The sequence below is a fragment of the Corynebacterium heidelbergense genome, assembly GCF_028609845.1.
In the GTDB taxonomy this organism is placed as follows: domain Bacteria; phylum Actinomycetota; class Actinomycetes; order Mycobacteriales; family Mycobacteriaceae; genus Corynebacterium; species Corynebacterium heidelbergense.
The window spans coordinates 2,105,816-2,126,894 of the sequence record NZ_CP063191.1 but is presented as its reverse complement, the minus strand read 5'-3'; the positions used below and the strand labels follow the sequence as shown (position 1 = coordinate 2,126,894).

Annotated in this window: 14 protein-coding genes; 12 read left to right on the top strand and 2 right to left on the bottom strand. The window is 64.8% G+C overall.

Annotated elements, in window-relative coordinates; genetic code table 11:
- Nucleotides 1-67 precede the first annotated feature (67 nt).
- The 4 genes from CHEID_RS09430 to merB all read left to right on the top strand — a co-directional run bounded on the left by CHEID_RS09430 (nt 68) and on the right by merB (nt 5,311).
- The gene (locus CHEID_RS09430; protein WP_112768532.1) at nt 68-1,462 is read left to right on the top strand and encodes an MFS transporter; all 1,395 of its coding nucleotides are present in this window, start codon (nt 68-70) and stop codon (nt 1,460-1,462) included.
- 152 nt (nt 1,463-1,614) lie between these two features.
- Nucleotides 1,615-2,955 carry an MFS transporter gene (locus CHEID_RS09425; protein ID WP_112768533.1) on the top strand — a complete coding sequence of 447 codons (1,341 nt, stop codon included), beginning with the start codon at nt 1,615-1,617 and terminating at the stop codon, nt 2,953-2,955.
- 191 nt (nt 2,956-3,146) lie between these two features.
- The gene (locus CHEID_RS09420; RefSeq protein WP_112768487.1) at nt 3,147-4,418 is read left to right on the top strand and encodes an aminopeptidase P family protein; all 1,272 of its coding nucleotides are present in this window, start codon (nt 3,147-3,149) and stop codon (nt 4,416-4,418) included.
- A gap of 119 nt (nt 4,419-4,537) precedes the next feature.
- Nucleotides 4,538-5,311 (top strand): organomercurial lyase, encoded by a 774-nt coding sequence (gene merB, locus CHEID_RS09415; protein WP_273661116.1) that lies wholly within the window; start codon nt 4,538-4,540, stop codon nt 5,309-5,311.
- 254 nt (nt 5,312-5,565) lie between these two features.
- Here the strand turns inward: merB and aceA are convergent, their stop codons facing one another.
- Entirely contained in the window at nt 5,566-6,861 is a 1,296-nt protein-coding gene (gene aceA, locus CHEID_RS09410) for an isocitrate lyase (protein ID WP_112768489.1), read from the bottom strand.
- A gap of 579 nt (nt 6,862-7,440) precedes the next feature.
- On the opposite strand from aceA, the gene CHEID_RS09405 reads away from it, so the two are divergent.
- From CHEID_RS09405 to CHEID_RS09370, 8 genes are all read left to right on the top strand, one after another.
- Complete coding sequence (locus tag CHEID_RS09405; RefSeq protein ID WP_112768490.1) at nt 7,441-9,663, top strand: malate synthase G; 2,223 nt, start codon at nt 7,441-7,443, stop codon at nt 9,661-9,663.
- Between the two features lie 692 nt (nt 9,664-10,355).
- The gene (locus CHEID_RS09400) at nt 10,356-11,084 is read left to right on the top strand and encodes an HAD family hydrolase (protein ID WP_112768491.1); all 729 of its coding nucleotides are present in this window, start codon (nt 10,356-10,358) and stop codon (nt 11,082-11,084) included.
- Nucleotides 11,085-11,203: 119 nt separating this feature from the next.
- A complete protein-coding gene (locus tag CHEID_RS09395) occupies nt 11,204-12,637 on the top strand; it encodes a DUF6986 family protein (protein WP_112768534.1) in 1,434 nt (477 codons plus the stop codon).
- A 136-nt stretch (nt 12,638-12,773) separates the two neighbouring features.
- Nucleotides 12,774-14,354, top strand: a complete 1,581-nt coding sequence (gene allB, locus CHEID_RS09390) for an allantoinase AllB (protein ID WP_273661115.1) — start codon at nt 12,774-12,776, stop codon at nt 14,352-14,354.
- Nucleotides 14,355-15,389 carry an allantoicase gene (gene alc, locus CHEID_RS09385; RefSeq protein WP_112768493.1) on the top strand — a complete coding sequence of 345 codons (1,035 nt, stop codon included), beginning with the start codon at nt 14,355-14,357 and terminating at the stop codon, nt 15,387-15,389.
- 85 nt (nt 15,390-15,474) lie between these two features.
- Nucleotides 15,475-17,067 carry an NCS1 family nucleobase:cation symporter-1 gene (locus tag CHEID_RS09380; RefSeq protein ID WP_112768494.1) on the top strand — a complete coding sequence of 531 codons (1,593 nt, stop codon included), beginning with the start codon at nt 15,475-15,477 and terminating at the stop codon, nt 17,065-17,067.
- A 135-nt stretch (nt 17,068-17,202) separates the two neighbouring features.
- Nucleotides 17,203-17,943: an aspartate/glutamate racemase family protein gene (locus tag CHEID_RS09375; protein ID WP_112768535.1), complete on the top strand. Its 741-nt coding sequence runs from the start codon at nt 17,203-17,205 to the stop codon at nt 17,941-17,943.
- A 173-nt stretch (nt 17,944-18,116) separates the two neighbouring features.
- Nucleotides 18,117-19,700: an NAD(P)-binding domain-containing protein gene (locus CHEID_RS09370; RefSeq protein WP_112768495.1), complete on the top strand. Its 1,584-nt coding sequence runs from the start codon at nt 18,117-18,119 to the stop codon at nt 19,698-19,700.
- A gap of 69 nt (nt 19,701-19,769) precedes the next feature.
- Here the strand turns inward: CHEID_RS09370 and guaD are convergent, their stop codons facing one another.
- A complete protein-coding gene (gene guaD, locus CHEID_RS09365) occupies nt 19,770-21,074 on the bottom strand; it encodes a guanine deaminase (protein ID WP_112768496.1) in 1,305 nt (434 codons plus the stop codon).
- Between the last annotated feature and the right edge of the window lie 5 nt (nt 21,075-21,079).

Genomic DNA, 21,079 nt, shown 5'->3' with positions numbered 1-21,079 from the left:
TTGCCGCACTCCGTTTGCGCAGGACCCCACCGCACGCCCCTTCTCCCGCAGCACCCGCCCACCGCCCATGGCTACGACAGGAGGCCCCGCCGTGACCATCGTTCGCTCTCAGGAGCACTCCGGCACCACCTCGCCACCGTCACCTCCGGTCGTCGACACGGCTGCGGCCGCTACCGTGTCCCCCGCGGACCGTCGGCGAGCGATCGGTTCCTCTTTCCTGGGCAACCTCGTGGAGTGGTTCGACTACGCGGTCTACGGTTACCTCTCCACCGTCATTGCCACCGTGTTCTTTCCGCAGGACACGGGGCGAACAGCGCTGGTGAAGACCCTCGGCCTGTTCGCCGTTTCCTTCCTCATCCGGCCGATCGGGGCGGTGGTGTGGGGGCACATCGGGGATCGCCGGGGGCGCAAGTCTGCCCTGACGTGGTCCATCGTGATGATGTCCCTGGCCACCTTCGCCATCGCATTCTTGCCGGGTTATGCCGCGATCGGAGTGGCTGCCCCGGCGGCGCTGTTGCTGCTACGGTTAGTGCAGGGATTCTCGGCGGTGGGGGAGTACGCCGGGGCCTCCACGCTGCTCACCGAGCTCGCCCCACCGGGCAAACGGGGGTTATTCGCGGCCATCGTCCCCGCCAGCACGGGGGCTGGCCTGCTGCTGGGTTCCGTTTTCGCCACCGTGCTGAGTAGCCAACTGTCCGCAGAGCAAATGGCTAGCTGGGGTTGGCGCATCCCGTTTGCCCTCGCCGGACCACTCGGCTTCATCGGCTTGTACATCCGCTTCCGGCTCCGTGAGTCTCCGGTCTTCGATGACGCGGGTAGCGGGTCAGCACACAGCGCGCCGCTGCGGGAGGTCTTCCGAGAACGACGAGCCCTCCTCGTATGCTTCGCCGCCTGCCTGTTGGACGCGATCGGGTTTTACATTGTGCTCAGCTACCTGCCCACCTATCTGTCCGGGGAGCTGGGCCGCAACAAGACAGAGGCCTTCGCCGCGTCCAGTGTGGCTCTGCTCGCCTATGTCCTCGCTGTCCTGCTCACCGGGCGCGCCTCGGATCGGATTGGCCGGAAACTGACGATGATCGCCTCCGCCGTGGCCTTCATCGTGCTGACTGTCCCCGCCTTTTTACTCATCGGCCGCGGCGGTTTCGTCACCATCATCGCCGTAGAAGTGGCTATGGGTGCGGTGCTGGCGCTGAATAATGGGGTGATTCCGGCCTTCTTATCGGAGCAATTTAGCACTAGGGTGAGGTTTACCGGTTTTGCGTTGACATTCAACGTTGCCAACGCTGTGTTTGGTGGCAGTGCTCCGATGGTGGCAACTATCCTCATTGGGGCCACCCACCAGGTCATTTCCCCGGCTTATTACGTGGTTTTTGCAGCGCTGATAACCCTCATCGCCGTCACGCGTTTCGGGGCTAAACCGGTTGCCCCGAAAGGGCCAACTGAGAGGGAAATCTCCTCTTAATACTTTCGATATGGCCGCGTAACCCCCGGCCCATATTGTGAAATGAATTCGCGCCAGGGCTCCCCTGGAATTCTATCTGGTTGCTCCTACAGCAACCGCCGCCGTCCGACCATCAGTTGCGGTACGGACGGCAGATGAAGGAGATGACCGCGATGTCCAATCCTCCCCACCAACCCCCAACAGCCGTCGTATCCCCAGCTCTGGCCGGGCCCGTTCCCCTCTCCCCGGAGGTCAGCGCCCACGACCGGCGCCGCGCGATCGAGTCCTCCTTCCTGGGCAACTTCGTGGAATGGTTCGACTATGCCGTCTACGGCTACCTCTCCAGCGTCATCGCGCAGGTCTTCTTCCCGGAGGATTCGGGCCGCACCGCTCTGGTGAAAACTTTCGGCCTGTTCGCCATTTCCTTCCTCATCCGGCCGCTCGGCGCCTTCGTCTGGGGCCACATCGGGGACCGCTACGGCCGTAAGACTGCGCTGAGCTGGTCCATCATGATCATGACGGGGGCGACCTTCTGCATCGCCCTATTGCCCAGCCACGCGACGGTGGGGGTGCTGGCCCCGATCCTGTTGCTGCTGTTGCGCCTGATCCAGGGCTTCTCCGCCGCCGGTGAGTACGCTGGGGCTTCCACGCTGCTCACAGAGTACGCCTCCAACGGCAAGCGCGGCCTGTTCGCCGCCGTCGTGCCCGCTAGCACCGCCAGTGGTCTGCTGCTCGGCTCCATCCTGGCCACGGTCCTCACTAGCCAGCTTTCGGAGGCCGACGTCAACTCCTGGGGCTGGCGCCTGCCCTTCCTGTTGGCCGGGCCCCTCGGCCTGGTCGGCCTGTACATCCGTAAGCACCTGGCGGAAACTCCCCAGTTCGAGGCCGCGGAAAAGGAGATCGCCCACTCCGTTCCGCTACGCGATGTCCTGGCCGAGCCGAAGGCGCTGGTCATCTCCCTGTTCGTCGCCCTGCTCAACGCGATCGGCTTCTACGTCATCCTCAGCTACCTGCCCACCTACCTCACTGACGAGTTGGGCCAGGATCGTACGCACGCCTTCATGGCCTCGACCATTGCCCTGCTGGCCTACATCGGCAGCGTGCTGTTGACCGGGTGGCTATCGGACCGGGTGGGTCGGCGCACGGTGATGTTGGTGTCCTCCGTAGCCTTCGTGTGCACCGCGATTCCCGCGTTCCTGCTGCTGGATAAGGTCGGTTTCGTCCTGCTGGTCCTCATCGAGGTTTTCATGGGGCTTGTGTTGGCGCTGAACGACGGGGTCCTCCCGTCCTTCCTCTCCGAGCAGTTCAGCACGAAGGTTCGCTTCACCGGTTTCGCCCTCACCTTCAACATTGCCAACGCCGTGTTCGGTGGTACCGCGCCAATGGTCGCGACCCTGCTGATCGGGTGGACTGGCAGCAAGCTGGCACCGGCGTTCTACCTCATGCTTGCGGCGACCATCACCTTCGTCGCGGTGCTGCGGGCCGCGGAAACGAATAAAGAGCATCTCCGGTGAGCGGCGGCGGGAGCGGGTTCGATGCGGCAGATGGGCACGTGGTGCGGTTGTTCTTCTTGGGGACGCCACCCCACCGCGCGCGGCCCGCCGGCACATCGCGAGGGTGCGAGCGGCGCTAGGTTCCTGGCGTCCACAAGCACAAATGAGCCCACCGTTTGAACAACCAGAATTGCCGAGGTGAGAACAATCACATGAGCACCCCAGTGTTGGATACCCACAGCTTCCTCCACGAGCGCATCCGCGACGGACGCAACGGCGAGAAGCTCCCCCTGACCTTCAGCGACGCGGAGATGAATCGTCGGCTGCAGGCGCTGCGCAGCCACATGGCCACCGACGGCCTGGACGCGGTCGTGCTGACCAGCATGCACAACATCAAGTACTACAGCGACTTCCTGCTCACCTCCTTCGGCCGCTCCTACGCCATGGTGGTAACGGAGGACTCGACCTGCACCGTCAGCGCCGGCATCGACGCCGGTATGCCCTGGCGGCGCAGCATCGGCGACAACGTGGTGTACACGGACTGGAGCCGAGGCAACTTCCACGCTGCAGTGGGCAAAGCCGTGCGGGACATGCTGGGGTTCACCGGCCCTAAATTCCGCGTGGGCATCGAACACGACACGATGACGATCGCGGGGCTCGCCGCACTCGAGGGGGAGTTTGGGCCGGGCGTGGAACTCGTCGACGTCGGTGCTGCGGCCATGCGCATGCGGATGGTGAAGTCTGAAGAGGAGATCCAGCTCATCACGGATGGTGCGCAGGTTGCGGACATTGGCGGCGAGGCGATCCGGGAGGCCCTGTGCGCGGGACCCGCCCGCAGCGAGTATGAGTTCGCGCAGATCGGCACGGCGGCGATGGTGGAGGAGATCGCGCGGCGCTACCCCGGGTGCGAACTGCGGGATACCTGGGTGTGGTTTCAATCGGATATCAACACCGACGGGGCGCACAACTGGCCGACCACGCGGAAGGTGCAGGAGGGGGACATCCTTTCCCTGAACTGCTTCCCCATGATCAGCGGGTACTACACCGCCCTCGAACGCACCATGTTCTATGGCACCCCGGATTCCGAGCACCTGCGGTATTGGGAGATCAACATGGAGGTCTACCGCCGCGGGTTGGAGTTGGTCCGACCGGGTGCGGTGTGCAGCGAGATTGCCAAAAAGCTCAACGGGATCTACGCCGAGCACGGGGTCCTGGGGTTGCGGACCTTTGGGTATGGGCACAGCTTCGGGGTGCTCTCCCACTACTACGGGCGCGAAGCCGGGCTGGAACTGCGGGAGGATATCGACACTGTTCTGGAGCCGGGAATGGTGGTTTCCATGGAGCCGATGCTCACCGTCCCGCACAATCAGCCCGGCGCCGGTGGTTATCGGGAGCACGACATCCTCGTGGTGCGGGAGGACAGGGTGGACAACATCACCGGGTTTGCTTCCGGGCCGGAACACAACGTGTTCGCGGCGCAGTAGCTGGGGCGGGCGGGTTGCGGAAGGTAGGGGAGGACGGGTGCGGAAGGCTAGCGGCGGTGACGGGCGGAAGCGAGCGCGCTGGGTTGTTAATGGGAATAGTTCCCATTAAATTGGGGAGGGTGACGCAGCTTTCTCCCACGCAACCCCTCGATAGTGGCCCGCATAACGCATCTGGCTATTGCAGCTCGTTGCCGCAACCGCTTGAGGCACTGGCGGAGCTTCTGGCCGCGCGATTGGATGCGGCATTCGGCTTCACCGGTGGACGACGGGCCCAGGTGTGGTTGGCTCTGGCTCGATCCCTGGCGCAAGGGGAGGGTGGCACGCCGGTGCGCACCGATAGCGTGCGTTGCTATGACATGGGACCGGGCGGCGTTTCTCCTGGTGAGGCGGACATCATCCGCTCCTTTCCCTGCACCCAGTGGGACGATCAGGGACGGGTTGTAGGCAGCCTCATCACGGGCATTCCCACTCCGCATCGGTTGGTGCATCCCGGGGGAGCAGCCTGGACCTGGTGCATCTTCGACGCGATGCTCGCCGGGCTCGTTCTGCCCGGTCCGGTGCGGGTCCAGTCGACGTGCCCGGCTAGTGGTCGGGAGGTGGGGTTGGACGTCCGTCCCCTGCGCGCCGGGCGTGGTTTCCGCCGATGCTCCGAGGGGAACCGGTCAGCAGCGGGGCCTTGGCGGATCCGGGCCACGGAGGCAGCTAACTGGGTCACGGTGCCAGCCGCCTTCGAGCCTGGGATGGACCTGCGGGCGGACTTTTGCTGCCGCACCCGGCTGTGGGCGCAGCGCCCGGCCGCCATCGGTTCGGAGAGCGCACCGGTGGCGTGGCTGGCCCCGGACGAGGCCTTCGCTGTGACCGTGGAGGTCGCCCGCCGGCTGCGGCTGGTGTAGGCGGGCAAGATCGAAAAGATTAGAAAGATTAAAGGAGATGAAAAGGCTTCTCACGTAGGCTGCAAGCCATGAGTGCTGTAGAAAATCTGCGGCAGGCTAGTTGACCTAGAGCACCCCCTGCGAGGCGTTGTAGAACCTGGCCGAAAGAAGAACGGGGCGGCTCATGCAGGTGCATGAGCCGCCCCATTTTGGGGTGCAGCGGTGGACTAGCGGGGACTTACACCCGTGGCCTCACCTCTGCGGGGAGAAGTGGCCTAGTGGAACTGGCCCTCTTCGGTGGAGCCCTTCAGGGCGGTGGTGGAGGAGTTCGGGTCCACGGTGGTGGCGATCCGGTCGAAGTAACCGGCGCCCACCTCGCGCTGGTGCTTCACAGCGGTGAAGCCGCGCTCCTTGGCTGCGGTGAACTCGCGGTTCTGCAGTTCCACGAAGGCGGACATCTGGTTGCGAGCGTAGCCGTAGGCCAGGTCGAACATGGAGTAGTTCAGGGCGTGGAAGCCAGCCAGGGTGATGAACTGGAACTTGAAGCCCATGGCGCCCAGCTCGTTCTGGAACTTGGCGATCGTGTCGTCGTCCAGGTGAGCGGACCAGTTGAAGGACGGGGAGCAGTTGTAGGCCAGCAGCTGGTCCGGGTACTCGGAGCGCACGGCCTCGGAGAACTTTTTGGCCAGCTCGAGGTCGGGGGTACCGGTCTCCATCCAGATCAGGTCGGCGTAGGGAGCGTAGGCCTTCGCGCGGGCGATGCAGGGCTCGATGCCGTTCTGCACGTTGTAGAAGCCCTCAGCGGTGCGGCCGCCGGTCAGGAACGGCTTATCCCGATCGTCAACGTCGGAGGTCAGCAGAGTAGCGGCCTCGGCGTCGGTACGAGCAACGACCAGGGTGGGGGTGTTCGCAACGTCAGCAGCCAGACGTGCGGAGTTCAGGGTACGGATGTGCTGCTGGGTGGGGATGAGCACCTTGCCGCCGAGGTGACCACACTTCTTCTCAGAAGCGAGCTGGTCCTCCCAGTGGGTACCAGCGGCACCGGCCTTAATCATGGCCTTCTGCAGCTCGTAGACGTTCAGAGCGCCACCGAAGCCGGCCTCGCCGTCGGCAACGATCGGCACCAGCCAGTTCTCGACGGAGGTGTCACCCTCCACGCGGGCAACCTCGTCAGCGCGCTTGAGAGCGTTGTTGATGCGCTGCACGACCTGCGGCACGGAGTTGGCCGGGTACAGGGACTGGTCGGGGTAGGTGTGACCAGCCAGGTTGGCATCGCCAGCGACCTGCCAGCCGGACAGGTAGACGGCCTTCAGGCCAGCGCGGACCTGCTGCACGGCCTGGTTACCGGTCAGGGCGCCCAGGGCGTTGATGTAGGAATCGTCGCCCTTGTTCACGGCCTCCCACAGAATCTCGGCGCCGCGCTTAGCGAGGGTGTGCTCCTCGACGACGGTGCCCTGCAGCTCGGCGACCTGCTCAGCGGTGTAGTCGCGCTCAACGTGAGCCCAGCGGGGGTTCTCGTCCCAGTCCTTCTGGATCTCCTGAGCGGTACGTGCCTTACCGACGTTAGACATCTAGTGTTCACTTCCTTTGTGAATCGCGAAGTTGTGCATGTGCACGACCCGAAAGGGCTCCCGCGCCACCCCCGCCATCCGGGGGCGTGCAATATGCCTGCAATGAGCTCGAAACTCCTGCCGGGCATGCCGCGAAGACGGCGCCCTTCGTTGTCACTTGCCACTGTACCAACGTAAAGATGCACGTCAACGCACATCGCGAACTGTTTTTTGTGTAGGGGTAAAGGGGGGTTTTGTGAAGTTTGCAAAGTTCCACCGGTGTAGGTTCCCGTTCATATTTCCGCCAAATACCTCTCATGCAGGGGTAATGCGCGGGTAGGAGCGTGGATGTTTCTGGCGTCCACAAGAAGAAAAACGCAACAGACCCCCACCGTGAGCTGACCAGGTGGGGGTGACAATGTGTGTGAAGATACAAGATTGATGCCGTCGGTGATGGGGGTCACCTAATCTAGACGGTGTACAAACGGTACTAAAGATGCCGAAGCGTGACCTCACACGTCGGCAACTACTGCACGGGGCGAGGTGCCCGCGCACTGCCGCGCCGCCCTCGCCTGCCATAAATATGCGAAGGAGCCCACAATGACCCAGCCCCAGCAGACAGAACGCGTCACGGCGGGCGGCCTGCAGGTCGCCAAGAAGCTCTACGACTTCGTCAACGGCGACGTACTCCCCCGGATCGGCAAGAGCTCCGCCGAAGACCAACAGGCCTTCTGGGACGGCTTCGGCAAGATCGTCGAGGAGTTCACCCCCCGCAACCGCGAGCTGCTGGCCAAGCGTGACGAACTGCAGACCAAGCTGGACAACTGGTACGCAGACCACAAGGGCGAGCAGAATCCCGAGGAATACACCGCCTTCCTCAAGGAAATCGGATACCTCGTCGAAGAGCCCGGTGACTTCGAGATCAACACCCAAAACATCGACTCGGAAATCGCCGAAACCGCCGGCCCGCAGTTGGTGGTTCCCGTGCTCAACGCGCGCTTCGCCCTCAACGCCGCCAACGCCCGCTGGGGCAGCCTGTACGACGCGCTCTACGGCACTAACGCCATCTCCGAAGAAAACGGCCAGGAAAAGGGCACCGGTTACAACAAGGTCCGCGGAGACAAGGTCATCGAGTGGTCCCGGGACTTCCTGGACCGCGCCGTGCCGCTGGACGGCGGCTCCCACCGCGACGTGACCAAGTACTCCATCGCCTCCGGCCAGTTCACCGCAGAGGTGGAGGGCAGCGAGCTCAAGCTGCGCTCCCCCGAGGCCTACGTGGGATACCAGGGCGATTTGAACGACCCCAGCTCCATCCTGCTGCGCAACAACGGGCTGTACATCGACATTCAGATCGACCCCGAATCCCCGGTCGGCAAGACCGACAAGGCAGGGGTCAAGGATGTGGTCCTGGAGTCCGCCGTGTCCACCATCATGGACTTCGAGGACTCCGTAGCTGCTGTGGACGCCACCGACAAAGCGCTGGGATACGCCAACTGGCTGGGGCTGAACACCGGCGAGCTGGCTGAGGAAGTGAAGAAGGGCGACAAGAGCTTCACCCGTCGCCTCAATGAGGACCGCGTATACACCTCCCGGGATGGCGGAGAGCTGCGCCTGCATGGCCGCTCCCTCATGTTCGTGCGCAACGTTGGCCACCTCATGCAGAACCCGGCCATCCTAGATGCCCAGGGCGAGGAGGTTTTCGAGGGCATCATGGACGGCGTGATCACCTCCGCCTGTGCCATCCCCGGCCTGGCCGAGGACAACGACAAGGGCAACTCCCGCACCGGCTCCATCTACATCGTGAAGCCCAAGCAGCACGGGCCGGAGGAAGTGGCGTTCACCAACGACCTCTTCGCCGCCATCGAGGACCTGCTGGACCTGCCGCGCTACACCCTGAAGGTGGGCGTGATGGACGAGGAGCGGCGCACCACCGCCAACCTGGACGCCTGCATCGCCGCCGTTAAGGACCGCCTAGCCTTCATCAACACCGGCTTCCTGGACCGCACCGGCGACGAGATCCACACCTCCATGGTCGCGGGGCCCATGATCCGCAAGGGCGAGATGAAGACCGCCGACTGGATGCTGGCCTACGAGGACAAGAACGTGGACGCGGGCATTGAGCACGGCCTGCCCGGCAAGGCCCAGATCGGCAAGGGCATGTGGGCCATGACCGAGCTGATGGCTGAGATGCTGGAGCAGAAGATCGGTCAGCCGAAGCAGGGCGCATCCACCGCGTGGGTGCCCTCTCCCACCGGTGCCACGCTGCACGCCACGCACTACCACGAGGTCAACGTCTTCGAGGTGCAGGAGAAGCTGCGCACCGAAGGTCGCCGGGACACGCAGGGCAAGATCCTCACCGTGCCCGTCGCCAGCGCTGCCAAGGGCGAGGGCGGGGCGAACTGGTCCGCCGAGGAGATCAAGGAGGAGCTGGACAACAACTGCCAGTCCATCCTGGGCTACGTGGTCCGCTGGGTGGAGCAGGGCGTTGGGTGCTCCAAGGTGCCGGACATCCACGACGTCGACCTGATGGAGGACCGCGCTACGCTGCGCATTTCCTCCCAGTTGCTGGCTAACTGGCTCAAGCACGAGATCATCACGGAGGAGCAGGTCATCGAGGCGCTGGAGCGGATGGCCAAGAAGGTGGACAAGCAGAACGAGGGCGACTCCGCCTACCGGAACATGGCCCCGAACTACGACGATTCCGTGGCGTTCCAGGCCGCTAAGGACCTGATCCTGAACGGAACGAATTCCCCCTCCGGTTACACCGAGCCGATCCTGCACGCGCGGCGCCGCGAGTTCAAAGAGAAGAACGGGATCGCTTAGGTAGGTGTTGGTGCCCGGCAGTCCCCCGGGGGTGCGTTCGCCCGCATCCCCGAGCCCAGGGGGGCTGCCATCGCCCCATTTTCGAGCCCAGTTGGGGCGTCTCCGCCCTCACTCCTGAGCCCGGCTGAGGTTTTTACCGGCTTTGTGACGGTTTCGTGGGGTTTAGTGACACGGGACTGGTAAAAACGGCGGCTGCAGGCGTGCACTGCGGCGCGGGGCGGTATAGGACCGGTAAAGCCGGTGGCTGTAAGTGTGCAGGGGAGGGGTTTGGCGGCGTGAGGTCGGTTGAAACGGCGGCTGCAGACGTGGGGGGGTGAGTGCCCGGGTCCTTTCTTGGGGGCGGGGTTTCTACCGGTTTGGTGACGGTCCTGTGGAGTTTGGTGGCATGGAACCGGTAAAAACGGCGGCTGCAGACGTGCAGTGCGGTGCGGGGTGGCATGGGGCCGGTAAAAGTGGCGGCTGCTGGCGTGCTACGGCGGCGGGCGCAGGCCGCATCGGGCACAACGCCAGTTGCGCCCGGCAGTGTTGCGCCCTTGGGTGCTAGGCCCAGTGTTGCTTCATTAGGATGGGTCGGGTTCGTGGCGTCCACGTGGCAACGCCCTGCCCAACGGACCACCCAAACACCCAGCCCAAGACACGAAGCACCACCCAGACCAACGCCAACCCAACACCGGAAAAAGGGGACTCACCACATGACCAAGGACGCCCGCCCCATCCTCAGCTACAGCGCCCTCCTGTTCGACCTCGATGGCGTAATCACCCCGACCGCTGACCTGCACCGCGCCGCCTGGCGGGAGATGTTCAGCGAGTTCCTCGACAGCCGCAGCGCCAAACCCTACGAGGAGCAGGACTACTTCGACTACCTCGACGGCCGCCGCCGCGACGAGGGCGTGGCCGCGCTCCTCACCAGCCGCAATATCGAGCTGGAACTCGGTACCCCGGACGACTCCGCCGCGCAGGACACGATCCACGGCCTCGGCGCCCGCAAGAACGAGAAGTTCCTGGAACTGCTCGCACAGGGAATCGACGCCTACGAAGGTTCCGTCGACCTCCTAGATGCGGTTGCGGCTGTTAATCCGGCGCCGCGCATCGCCATCGTCTCCTCCTCCAAGAACGCCAAGCCGGTCCTGGAAGCCGCGGGCCTCAGCGATCGCTTCGAGCTCATCGTCGACGGAATCGTTGCCAAAGATAACGATCTAGCCGGCAAACCCGCCCCGGATACCTACGTCTACGCTGCTGATCAGCTTGGCATTCCCGTCGCCGAGTCCGTTGTGGTTGAGGACGCCACCAGCGGCGTCGCCTCGGGTAAGGCCGGGAACTTCAGCCTCGTTGTGGGCGTGGACCGCGGCGCCGGGGCGGAGGCCCTCCGGAAGGCCGGCGCCGATGTGGTGGTCAGCGATCTCGCGGAGCTGCTGGATTGACTGTGGCGAGCGAAGGAAACGCAATCAAGCAGAACGTGGGGTCCGGCGGGAACCCGGATGGTGCGGCCCGAATTCCGGGGGGTGGCGTCGAGAATCAAGAGAATGGATTTATCGACGTCATGAGTACGGCGCTCGACAAACAGCTAGCGCACGCTGACAATTGCATCACCCAACAGTGGTCCACAGCAATTGTCTGGCGACAGCCGATACATACGGTTTACGTACCGGCTCATTGGCTGGTCGGGGAGGGCGCGGCGCCTGCGGGCATGCAGGAGGAACACCTTTCGTTCCGCCAGCCCGCAACGGACCAGCCGACGGGCACCCAGCCCGCCCCGCACCAATCCACCCCCGAACAGCTCCCGGCCGTGTGGGCCAACTACTCCCGCTCCGCCCTGACCGCGGCTTTCGGCACTCGAGACCTGCCCGCCGCCGTGCGCAAACTCGCCGGGGAATTGCAGATCCAGCACCCGGCAGAGGTCGCCCAGCTCACCGCCGCCAAGCTCAACAGTCAGCCGATCGAAGACCTCCGGATTGACTTCGAGGACGGATTCACCCAGCGCCACGTCGCCCCGGAAAACCGCGACGCCGACGAGGACCACCTCATCCCCGCGGCCGCCGCCGCGGTGGATGGTTGGCTGCGCCCGGGAGGCCCAGCGGCGTCACCCACGTTCGCCGGTATCCGCTTCAAGTCCTTCGATCCCGGCACCCGGCGCCGTGGCATACGCACCTTCAGCCGGTTCCTCACCGAGCTGCACGAACGCGGCACGCTCGCGGCGATCCTGGACCCCCGCAGCCCCGACTACGCCCCGCGCGCCCTGCGGCTGACCTTCCCCAAGGTGCAGCACCCGGACCAGGTCCGCGCGCTCGTCGGTGTGTTGCAGCAAGTAGAGGAGCGATTCGGCCTCGCCCAGGTGGGGGCGCGGATCCCCTTCGAGATCCAGGTGGAAACCCCGCAGGCCATTCTGGGGGAGCACGGCGCGGTGGCGGTCACTGAACTCATCGAGGCCGCCGAGGGCCGTTGTCTGTCGATGCACTACGGCACGTACGATTATTCGGCTTATTTGGGTGTGGACGCCACCTACCAATCGCTGGCCCACCCCGTCGCAGATGCCGCAAAGGGGCTCATCCAGATCGCGTGTACCGGCCGGGGAGTGGAGCTCTCCGATGGATCCACTAATCGCATCCCCGTGGGCGGCGTGGCGGAGCTGCTGCCCTCCTGGAGAAACCACCGCGAGCTAGTGACCCGTCACCTGCAGCGCGGCATCCGGCAAGGCTGGGACCTGCACCCGAATCAGCTTGTCACCCGGCACTTAGCGACGATCGAGTACTTCCGGGTCTCCGCCCAGGAATGCATCGAGCGGACTCGGGACTACGTGCGCGGAGACACAACGACATGGATGGACGAGCCGGCGACAGCTAAGGCGATGGCGGGCTACTTGGTGCGTGCCCACGATTGCGGGGCGATCACCCCAGCGGAGTTCGCGGAGACGGGCGTGAGCATGGCGGACATGCAGCAGCTACGAGCGACCGGGAGGCTCGACTTCGAGGGATAACGGCGCCCGGCCGTCGAGCGACCGGTGTTTTGATGGGCGTGGAACACTAGTCAGTGACCGCAGAAGGTAGCAGTAGAAACTAGCCCAAGAACCTTAAGCCAGCCAGTAGATCGAACAGCAAGGAGTGTCCCGTCTGATGCCCGCCTCCACCACCGTTTTCCGCGCCCACTCGGCCGTCTACGAGGATCCCGCCACCGGGCGTACGGTCACTGGCCCGGCGGAAATCTTCGTATCCGATGGGATGATCACCCAGATTCGATCGAAGAGCTGCGGTGCTAGCCCGGAGGTGGACCGGCAAGGGGAGGCTCCGGCGGATTCGGCTTTGGCTGCGCAGGTGCCGCCCGACCAAACCGTGGACGTCCCACCGACACACGTCCTCATCCCAGGCCTGGTGGACACGCACGTGCACGTCAACGAACCCGGACGGACGGAGTGGGAGGGTTTCGCGACCGTCACCCGGGCCGCGGCGGCAGGAGGTGTGACCACGCTGCTGGACATGCCGCTAAATTCCATCCCCTCCACGACAAGCCTGAAGGCCCTCGCGACGAAGCGCGAGATCGCGGCCCAAAAGGCGAAAATCACCGTCGGCTTCTGGGGCGGGGCAGTGCCGGAAAACGTCGGCACCGGCGAGCTGCGCGCGCTATGGGAAACCGGCCGGGTCTTCGGCTTCAAGTGCTTCCTGCTGCATTCCGGCGTGGATGAATTCGCCCCGCTGAACCGCGACCAGCTTTACACTGCCATGCGGGAAATCGCGGAGTTCGATGGGCTGCTTATAGTCCACGCGGAGGACCCGGGCGTCATTAATGAAACAGAGCAGGCCCAACAGGAAGCCGGGGGAATAACAGAGGTCTACCGGACATTCGAGCTTTCCCGCCCCGATTCCGCCGAAACCGCCGCGATCCGCACCGTTATCGAGGCGGCAGAGGCCACCGGCTGCCGTGCCCATATCCTCCACCTGTCCAGCGCGCAGTCCCTGCCGATCATTCGGGACGCCAAGAACCGGGGCGTGCGCATCACCGCGGAAACATGCCCTCACTATCTGTCGCTGTTTAGCGAGGAAATCCACAATGGCGCCACGCAATTCAAATGCTGCCCGCCGATTCGTTGCGCCGAGAATCGAGAGGAATTGTGGAAGGGGCTCGTCGACGGGGTCATCGACATGGTCGTGACCGATCACTCCCCGTGTACCGCGGAGCTCAAGAAGTTTGCCGCCGCGGCCCGCGACATGCGGGATCACGCCTTCAGTGCCGTCGCCAGCAGCGGAAACGACCTCGGGGGAAAGGGCGCGGACGCGCGGGGCGCACAGGGCTCTTTCGGGGACGCCTGGGGCGGGGTAGCCAGCGTCCAACTGGGGTTGCCAGTGGTGTGGTCCCAGGCTCGGCGACGGGGATTAGACCTTTCGTCGGTGGTGGGTTGGATGTGTACTAAGCCAGCGCGCTGGGCGGGCCTGCCGGATCGCGGAGCTATACGCGTCGGCGCGCGGGCCGATTTCGCTGCCATTGCCGCTGACGATGCCTTCGTGGTACTGCCAGAATGCCTGTATCACCGCAACAAAGTCACCGCCTACGCCCAACAGGCCCTGGCGGGGCTGGTCACCCACACCTGGATCGCCGGGTCCCTCGTGTACCGCCGCCCTCAAATAGCAGACGACCGCAGCGATGCGAATGTTTTCCCGCACCCCATTGTCCCGCTATTGTCCCGACCGGAAGGAGAATGAATGAAGCACGTTATCCATAAGGAATTCCAGCACTTTCCGGATCTCGCGAACCGCGCCCTGGCCGCATCCGTCGTGTACGCGACGGACGAGTCCTTCGCGGAGCGGGAAAACCTCATCATGCCCCACGAGCCGCTCTTCGACCCGGCGGAATTTGGCAACAAGGGCAAGGTCTACGACGGCTGGGAGACCCGCCGGCGCCGCCACGAGGAGATCGGGGACTACGACTTCGCCATCGTGCGCCTGGGCATCCCCGGGCAAATCATGGGCGTAGTTGTGGATACCGCCTGGTTCACCGGCAACTTCCCCCCGGAGGTGGCGGTGTGGGGAACCTGCCAGGATGACCTGCTCACCGGCCAGGAATTGGCGGACCTGCCCGCCGATCAATGGTTCGAGCTGGTCCCCCGGACCCCCGCGCAGGGCGATCACCAGCACCTATTCGAAGTCCCGGAGGGCCACCCCGCCCGGCAGCGGCGCGTCACCCACGTCAAGCTGGACATGATCCCGGACGGCGGCATCGCTCGCCTGCGCGTCCACGGCCGCCCCGCCCCGGACCCCCGGTTCCTGGCTGGCACCATCGACGTCGCCGCGATGGAAAATGGTGCCCGTGTCACGGAGTGTTCGAACATGTTCTACTCCTCCCCGGCCCAGGCCATCGGCCTGGGCCGGGCGGTGAACATGGGCGGCGGCTGGGAGAACGCCCGCCGCCGCGGCGAAGGCAACGACCACTTCACCGTGGAGCTCGCCGCCGAATCCACGCTCCGATGGGTGGAGGTGGACACGAGCTACTTCGTGTTCAACGCCCCCGGCGACATCCGGCTGACCGGCATCGCCGCCGACGGCACCGAAGCCACCCTGGTGCCCACAACGCGGGTGCTGCCGGATACGCGCCACCGTTTCCTTATTGAGGACGCCACCTCCACCGGGCGCTTCACCCACGTCCGATTGGATGTATACCCGGACGGTGGGTTGGCCCGCCTGCGGGTGTGGGGTGAGCTGACCGATAAGGGCGCGCAAGACATCGCCGCGCGCTGGTAATCAGCCGGTAACACTTTTGAGCCGCCCGGGAAACACGGGTTCTCTAAAGTCCGCAAGGGAACAGTGGACGGAGCTGTCTACGTGGATGTGGATCCACGCGGCCGCTGCGGTCCACACCCCCAGGATCTTTAAGGAGAACCCATTCGTGAGCGGTGGAGCAGTACAACACAACGAGGTAGCGGTTCCGCCCGGCGCGGATCCCCAGCTCATCAACGACGATCTAGCCCCGCTGAAGCAACAGACATGGGGCTCCTACAACATCTTCGCCTTCTGGATGTCCGACGTGCACTCCGTGGGCGGGTACATCACCGCCGGAGCCCTGTTCGCGCTGGGGCTTACCGCTTGGCAGGTGCTGCTGGCCCTGCTCATCGGCATCACCATCGTGTACTTCATGTGCAACCTCGTCTCGCTGCCCTCGCAGCGCACGGGAACCCCCTTCCCGGTCATCTGTCGGGCTGCATTCGGGATACAGGGGGCCAAGCTGCCGGCGATGATTCGGGGGCTCATCGCCGTGGCCTGGTACGGAATTCAGACCTACCTGGCCAGCCACGCTCTCGTCGTGTTGCTGGTGAAGATATGGCCCGATTTGGGCCCCTATGCGGATAAGGACATCCACGGATTCCTCGGATTGTCCCCAGTGGGTTACGTGGCCTTCTTCGCGTTGTGGCTGGCCCAGGCCTTGGTGTTCTGGAGGGGGATGGAGGCCATTCGGCGCTTCATCGACTTCTGCGGGCCGGCTGTGTACGTGGTCATGATGCTGCTGGCCGGTTACATGATCTACAAGGCGGGCTGGTCCAACATCAGTTTCAGCCTTGCGGACCACCAGCTCAGCGGTACCGCGGCCGTCTCCGCATTCTTCGTGGCGGTGGCCACCGTGGTCAGCTACTTCTCCGGCCCGATGCTGAACTTCGGGGACATCTCCCGCTACGGAAAGAGCCAACAGGTGGTCAAGCGGGGCAACCTGCTGGGCCTGCCGCTGAACTTTCTGGTCTTCTCCGTGCTCGTGGTCGTCACGGCCTCCGCGACCCTGCCGGTCTACGGCAAGCTCATTTCGGACCCGGTGGAGACCATTGCGCAGATGGACAACACCGTGGCCATCGCTTTCGGCGCACTGACGCTGGTCATCGCTACCGTCGGCATCAACATCGTGGCCAACTTCATTGCCCCGGCCTTCGACTTCTCCACGATTGCCCCGAAGCGCATCACCTGGCGGGTCGGGGGAATGATCGCCGCCGTTGGCTCCGTTTTCCTCACCCCCTGGAACCTGTACAACTCTCCCCAGGTCATCCACTACACGCTGGATACCCTGGCCGCCTTCATCGGACCCTTGTTCGGCGTGCTCATCGCCTACTTCTACGTCATCAACCGCGATCCGGTCAGTGTCCCCGGGCTCTTCGATTCCCGGGAAGGGGCACCCTACAAATACACCAACGGCGTGAACCGCAACGCTGTGCTGGCCACTGTCGTCGCCGGAGCGGTGGCTCTGGTGATGGTCATCGTGCCCGCGGCCAAGGAGTTGTCCTCCTACACCTGGTTCATTGGCGCCATCCTGGCTGCGGTCCTGCTCATTGTGCTGGAGAAGCTTGCGCCCACCCAGCACCGGCTGCGCCGGGGACTCGCGGCAGATGACCTCGGAAGCGCGGATCGTGGCGCTGCCGAGCCCGCCGGTGTGCTGTAGTAGAGCGAAGACCGGCGCAGGCCAGGCAGTTTGGCAGTACGAGAGCAGGAAGGCAGGCCCCCACCACCGATGGCTAACGAGGACACTGGGACACCGACACGATCCCCGCAGCCCGCGCAGGAGGGCCGGGCGTCCATAAGAATCGGCATCGTCAACGTTAACACCTCCGAGAGCATGACACAGACGATCCTCGCTGCCGCCCGCAGTGTCGCAGCACAGGGCACGACGGTCCTCGGCCTCACCCCCGCCATCGGCCCCGCGAGCGTGGAAAACCATGTGGAGGCCATTCTCTCCGCCACCGGAGTGCTGAGCGCCGTCCGCGAGTACACCGCCGACCCCACCCGCACCCCGGTGGATGCCTGGATCCTCGCAGGCTACGGTGACCAGGGCAAAGAGGCCCTGATGGAGCTCGTGGACGTGCCCGTCGTGGACATCACCGAGGCCGCCGCCGTCGCCGCGATGGCCATTGGGGATCGCTATGCGGTGGTGACCACGTTGGATCGCACGGTGCCGATGATCCGCGAACGCCTGGCCGCCGCTGGGGTTGCGGCCCGATGCGCCTCGGTGCGGGGGACGGGGCTAGGGGTTTTGGAATTGGAGGAGGACGCCACCTCCACCGATCGTGCCATCCTGGCGAGAGCAGATGAGGCACTGGCGCAGGGCGCAGAGGTCATTTGCCTAGGTTGCGCGGGCATGGCCGGGCGCGCAGGGGAGCTGAGCTCTCGTCTGGGGGCACCCGTTGTGGATGGGGTCGCCGCCGCAGTGGGGCAGGCGGAATCGCTGGTCCGGCAGGGGTTGGGGACGTCTCGGGTGGGCACGTATGCCCCGCGATCCCCCAAGCCGCTGGCGGGGTTCGGCGAATTCGAAGTGGAGTAGCCACCCAGAGATCCTTGACTCACAGGAAATGATTAGGAGGTCGTATCGGCGAGGTTGCGCCGGGTATCACTTGCGGCGCGCAGAGGGGGAACAAGGAAAGCTGGTCGGAGTTAATACTGCCGAAATAGAAGCGATGCGATAGAGGAAACAATCGCGGCTTAACGTCGAAAAACATGACCACCTCGCTCGACAATTCCTCCGACTCCCCGGTCGAGGAAACCACCGCAGAACAACCCCTGTCCATCGCCCGGCCGGAACCCCGGTCTGCCGACCAGGCGGAAGCCGCGCTTCGCGATCTAGCGCAACAGGCGCGCCGGGAGATGGACGTCCTCGGCCACAATCACGATTGGGTACCCCGGCAGCCGGATGGTGCCTACAACGTCCTCATCATCGGCGGCGGCCAGGCCGGACTCGGCGCGGCCTTCGCCCTGCAGCGCCACCGCATCGGCGGGGTGAAGGTGCTGGAGGCGGGGCCGGAGAGCTCCATCGGCTGCTGGGATCGCTACGCCCGAATGCACACCCTGCGGAGCCCGAAGAACATGAAGGGCATCGAGCTGGATATCCCCTCCCTCCACACGCAGCGGTGGTTCGAGGCCAAGTACGGCCCGGAGGCTTGGGCCGCTACCAACCTGGTGCCCAGGCTGGACTGGCACGACTATCTGGCGTGGTACCGCAAGACCACGGGTGCCAACGTGGACTTTCACACCTGGGTCTCGGCCGTACATGCGCCCACCGAGCCGGAGGGGATGTTCACCGTCACGGCTGAACAGGGCACCACCGAGGGGCAGAAGACCACCGTGACCTACCGGGCTCGGCGAATCATCTTCGCGTTGGGCCTCATCGGCGGGGGCTCCACCTTCCTGCCGCCCGCGGTGAAGGCGCTGCCGGATCACGTGCGAGCGCACACGGAGGATGCCATCGATTTCGCGGCGCTCAAAGGCAAGAAGATCGTCGTCCTCGGCGGGGGAGCGTCCGGTTTCGACAACGCCTCTGCTGCCCTGGAAGCTGGAGCCGGGGAGGTGGAGATGCACGTTCGCCGCAGCGAGATTCCCCGGCAGAACTCCCTGCGATGGATGGAATTCCCCGGCATGCAGGAGCACTTTTTCGAGCTCAGCGACGAGCAGAAGTGGGAGTTCAGCCTGTTCAACGGGGGGCTACCGCAGCCGCCGACACAGGCGGCGGTGTGGCGGGCCTATGCGCAGCCCAATTTTCACCTGAAGACAAACACTCGGTGGGCCAGTGCAGAATACGTTGAAGATGGCTCCGCTAAGCCGGTGCGCATCACCACGCAGGACGGGCGGGTACTGGAGGCCGATTATGTGATCTCGGCGACCGGGTACACCGTGGACCTGTCATTGCGGCCGGAGCTGGCAGAGTTTCTGCCGGATATCGCGCTGTGGTCCGACGAGTTCGCCCCTGCCGCGAATGGCCACCCTCTAGGCAAGTGCCCCTACTTGGGCGAGGGCTTCCAGTTCCAGGCGAAGTCCGGGGCCGATTCCGCTGCCAAGGAGTACATCCCGCGCCTGTTCCACTTCTCCACGGGAGCTCGGGCCTCCCATGCGGTGGCGGGAAATCAGCTCTCCGGCATCTACGCGGGGCTGACCCGCTTGTCCCGCCGCATCGCTGGCGACATCACCCGGGAGAACTGGCCCGCGATGTTCGAGGAGTTTAAGGCCTTCGACTACGAGGAGGTGGGCAGTATCGGAGAGCACCGCCCCGGGGTGGACGTGCCTTATCCGCAGGGGCCGCGCTACTAGGGGCGATAACCGAAGGCACGTTCGTGGCGAGCGGAATTGCCTAACTTGCTCATCTATCCGCACCTCGCTCTACGCTTTACGTGTCGCACCCCGCCCGGCCGTCACCGTGCGGCTGACAACCCGTTCGTCTCCCAAAATCCACAGTGCGAACAGCACCTCCTCCAAGCTGTCTGCGTGGCGCACCCGGGATCGCAACAGGGCCCCGCCCGCCTGCGGGTCCACAACGGCGATATCCGCCTCCTTCCCGACCTCGAGGCTGCCGGTCTGCTCGGCCACGCCCAGGGCGCGGGCACCCCCCAGGGTTGCCGCATGAAGCAGCTCGAAGGCATCCATCGCCGCCCCGGAAAGCCGGGAGGCGGCATAGGCCCCACCCATGGTCTGTAGCGGGGACAAGCTGGTGCCAGCCCCGATGTCCGAGCCCAGTCCCACCTCCAGGCCCGGCACCGCCGCAGCCCGTCGATACCCGAAGTGACCGGAGCCCAGGAAGGCGTTGGACGTGGGGCAATGCGCTATCCCGGCCCTGGCCTGGCCCAGGCGGGAGAGCTCCGAATCGCTGAGGTACAGTCCGTGGCCGAAAATGCTGCGGCGCCGCACCAACCCGGCGCGCTCGTATACCCCGGTGTAGTCGTGTACATCCCCAAAGTTCCGGTCGCCGTCCGGGAGGGGGAACAATTCGGCGACCCACTCCACCTCCGCCACGTTTTCCGAAAGGTGCGTCTGGATGGCCACATCGGGAAACTCGTGGGCAAGTCGGCCCAGCAACTGCAGCTGCTCCGGGGAGCTGGTCGGCGCGAAGCGGGGGGTGATCGCGTACTCCAAGCGGCCCTTGCCATGCCAGCGCTCGATGAGCTCCCCGGACTGCTCGTATGCCTGCCCGGCGGTGTCCAGCAGGGCCTCCGGCGCGTGTCGGTCCATACACACCTTGCCGCACAACACCCGCTGGCCGACATTCTCGGCTGCGGTGAAGAGGGCATCGACAGACTGGGGATGCACCGTGGCGTAGACGGCGGCCGTTGTCACGCCGTTCGCCGTCAACTGCGCGCAGAACTCCTCGGCCACCTCCTGGCAGTGTTCCGCATCCGCGAAAGCCATCTCTGCGGGGAAGGTGTAGTTCTCCAACCAGCCCAGCAGCTCGTGGCCGGGGGAAGCCGTCATCCGCAGCTGGGGGTAGTGGACGTGGCAATCGACGAACCCGGGGAGGATGAGCTGGCTCCGGCAATCGGCGATGTCTACGTCGGGAAACTGGGGCGCGATCTGCGAATAGTCGCCGAGCGCGCGGATGGTGGCGTCGTACACAATGAGCCCGTCGGGGAACTCCGCCACCGTCCCCTCTCTGGTGGCGGTGACCACATGGCCCCGGATCGCAGAAAACATCTCCG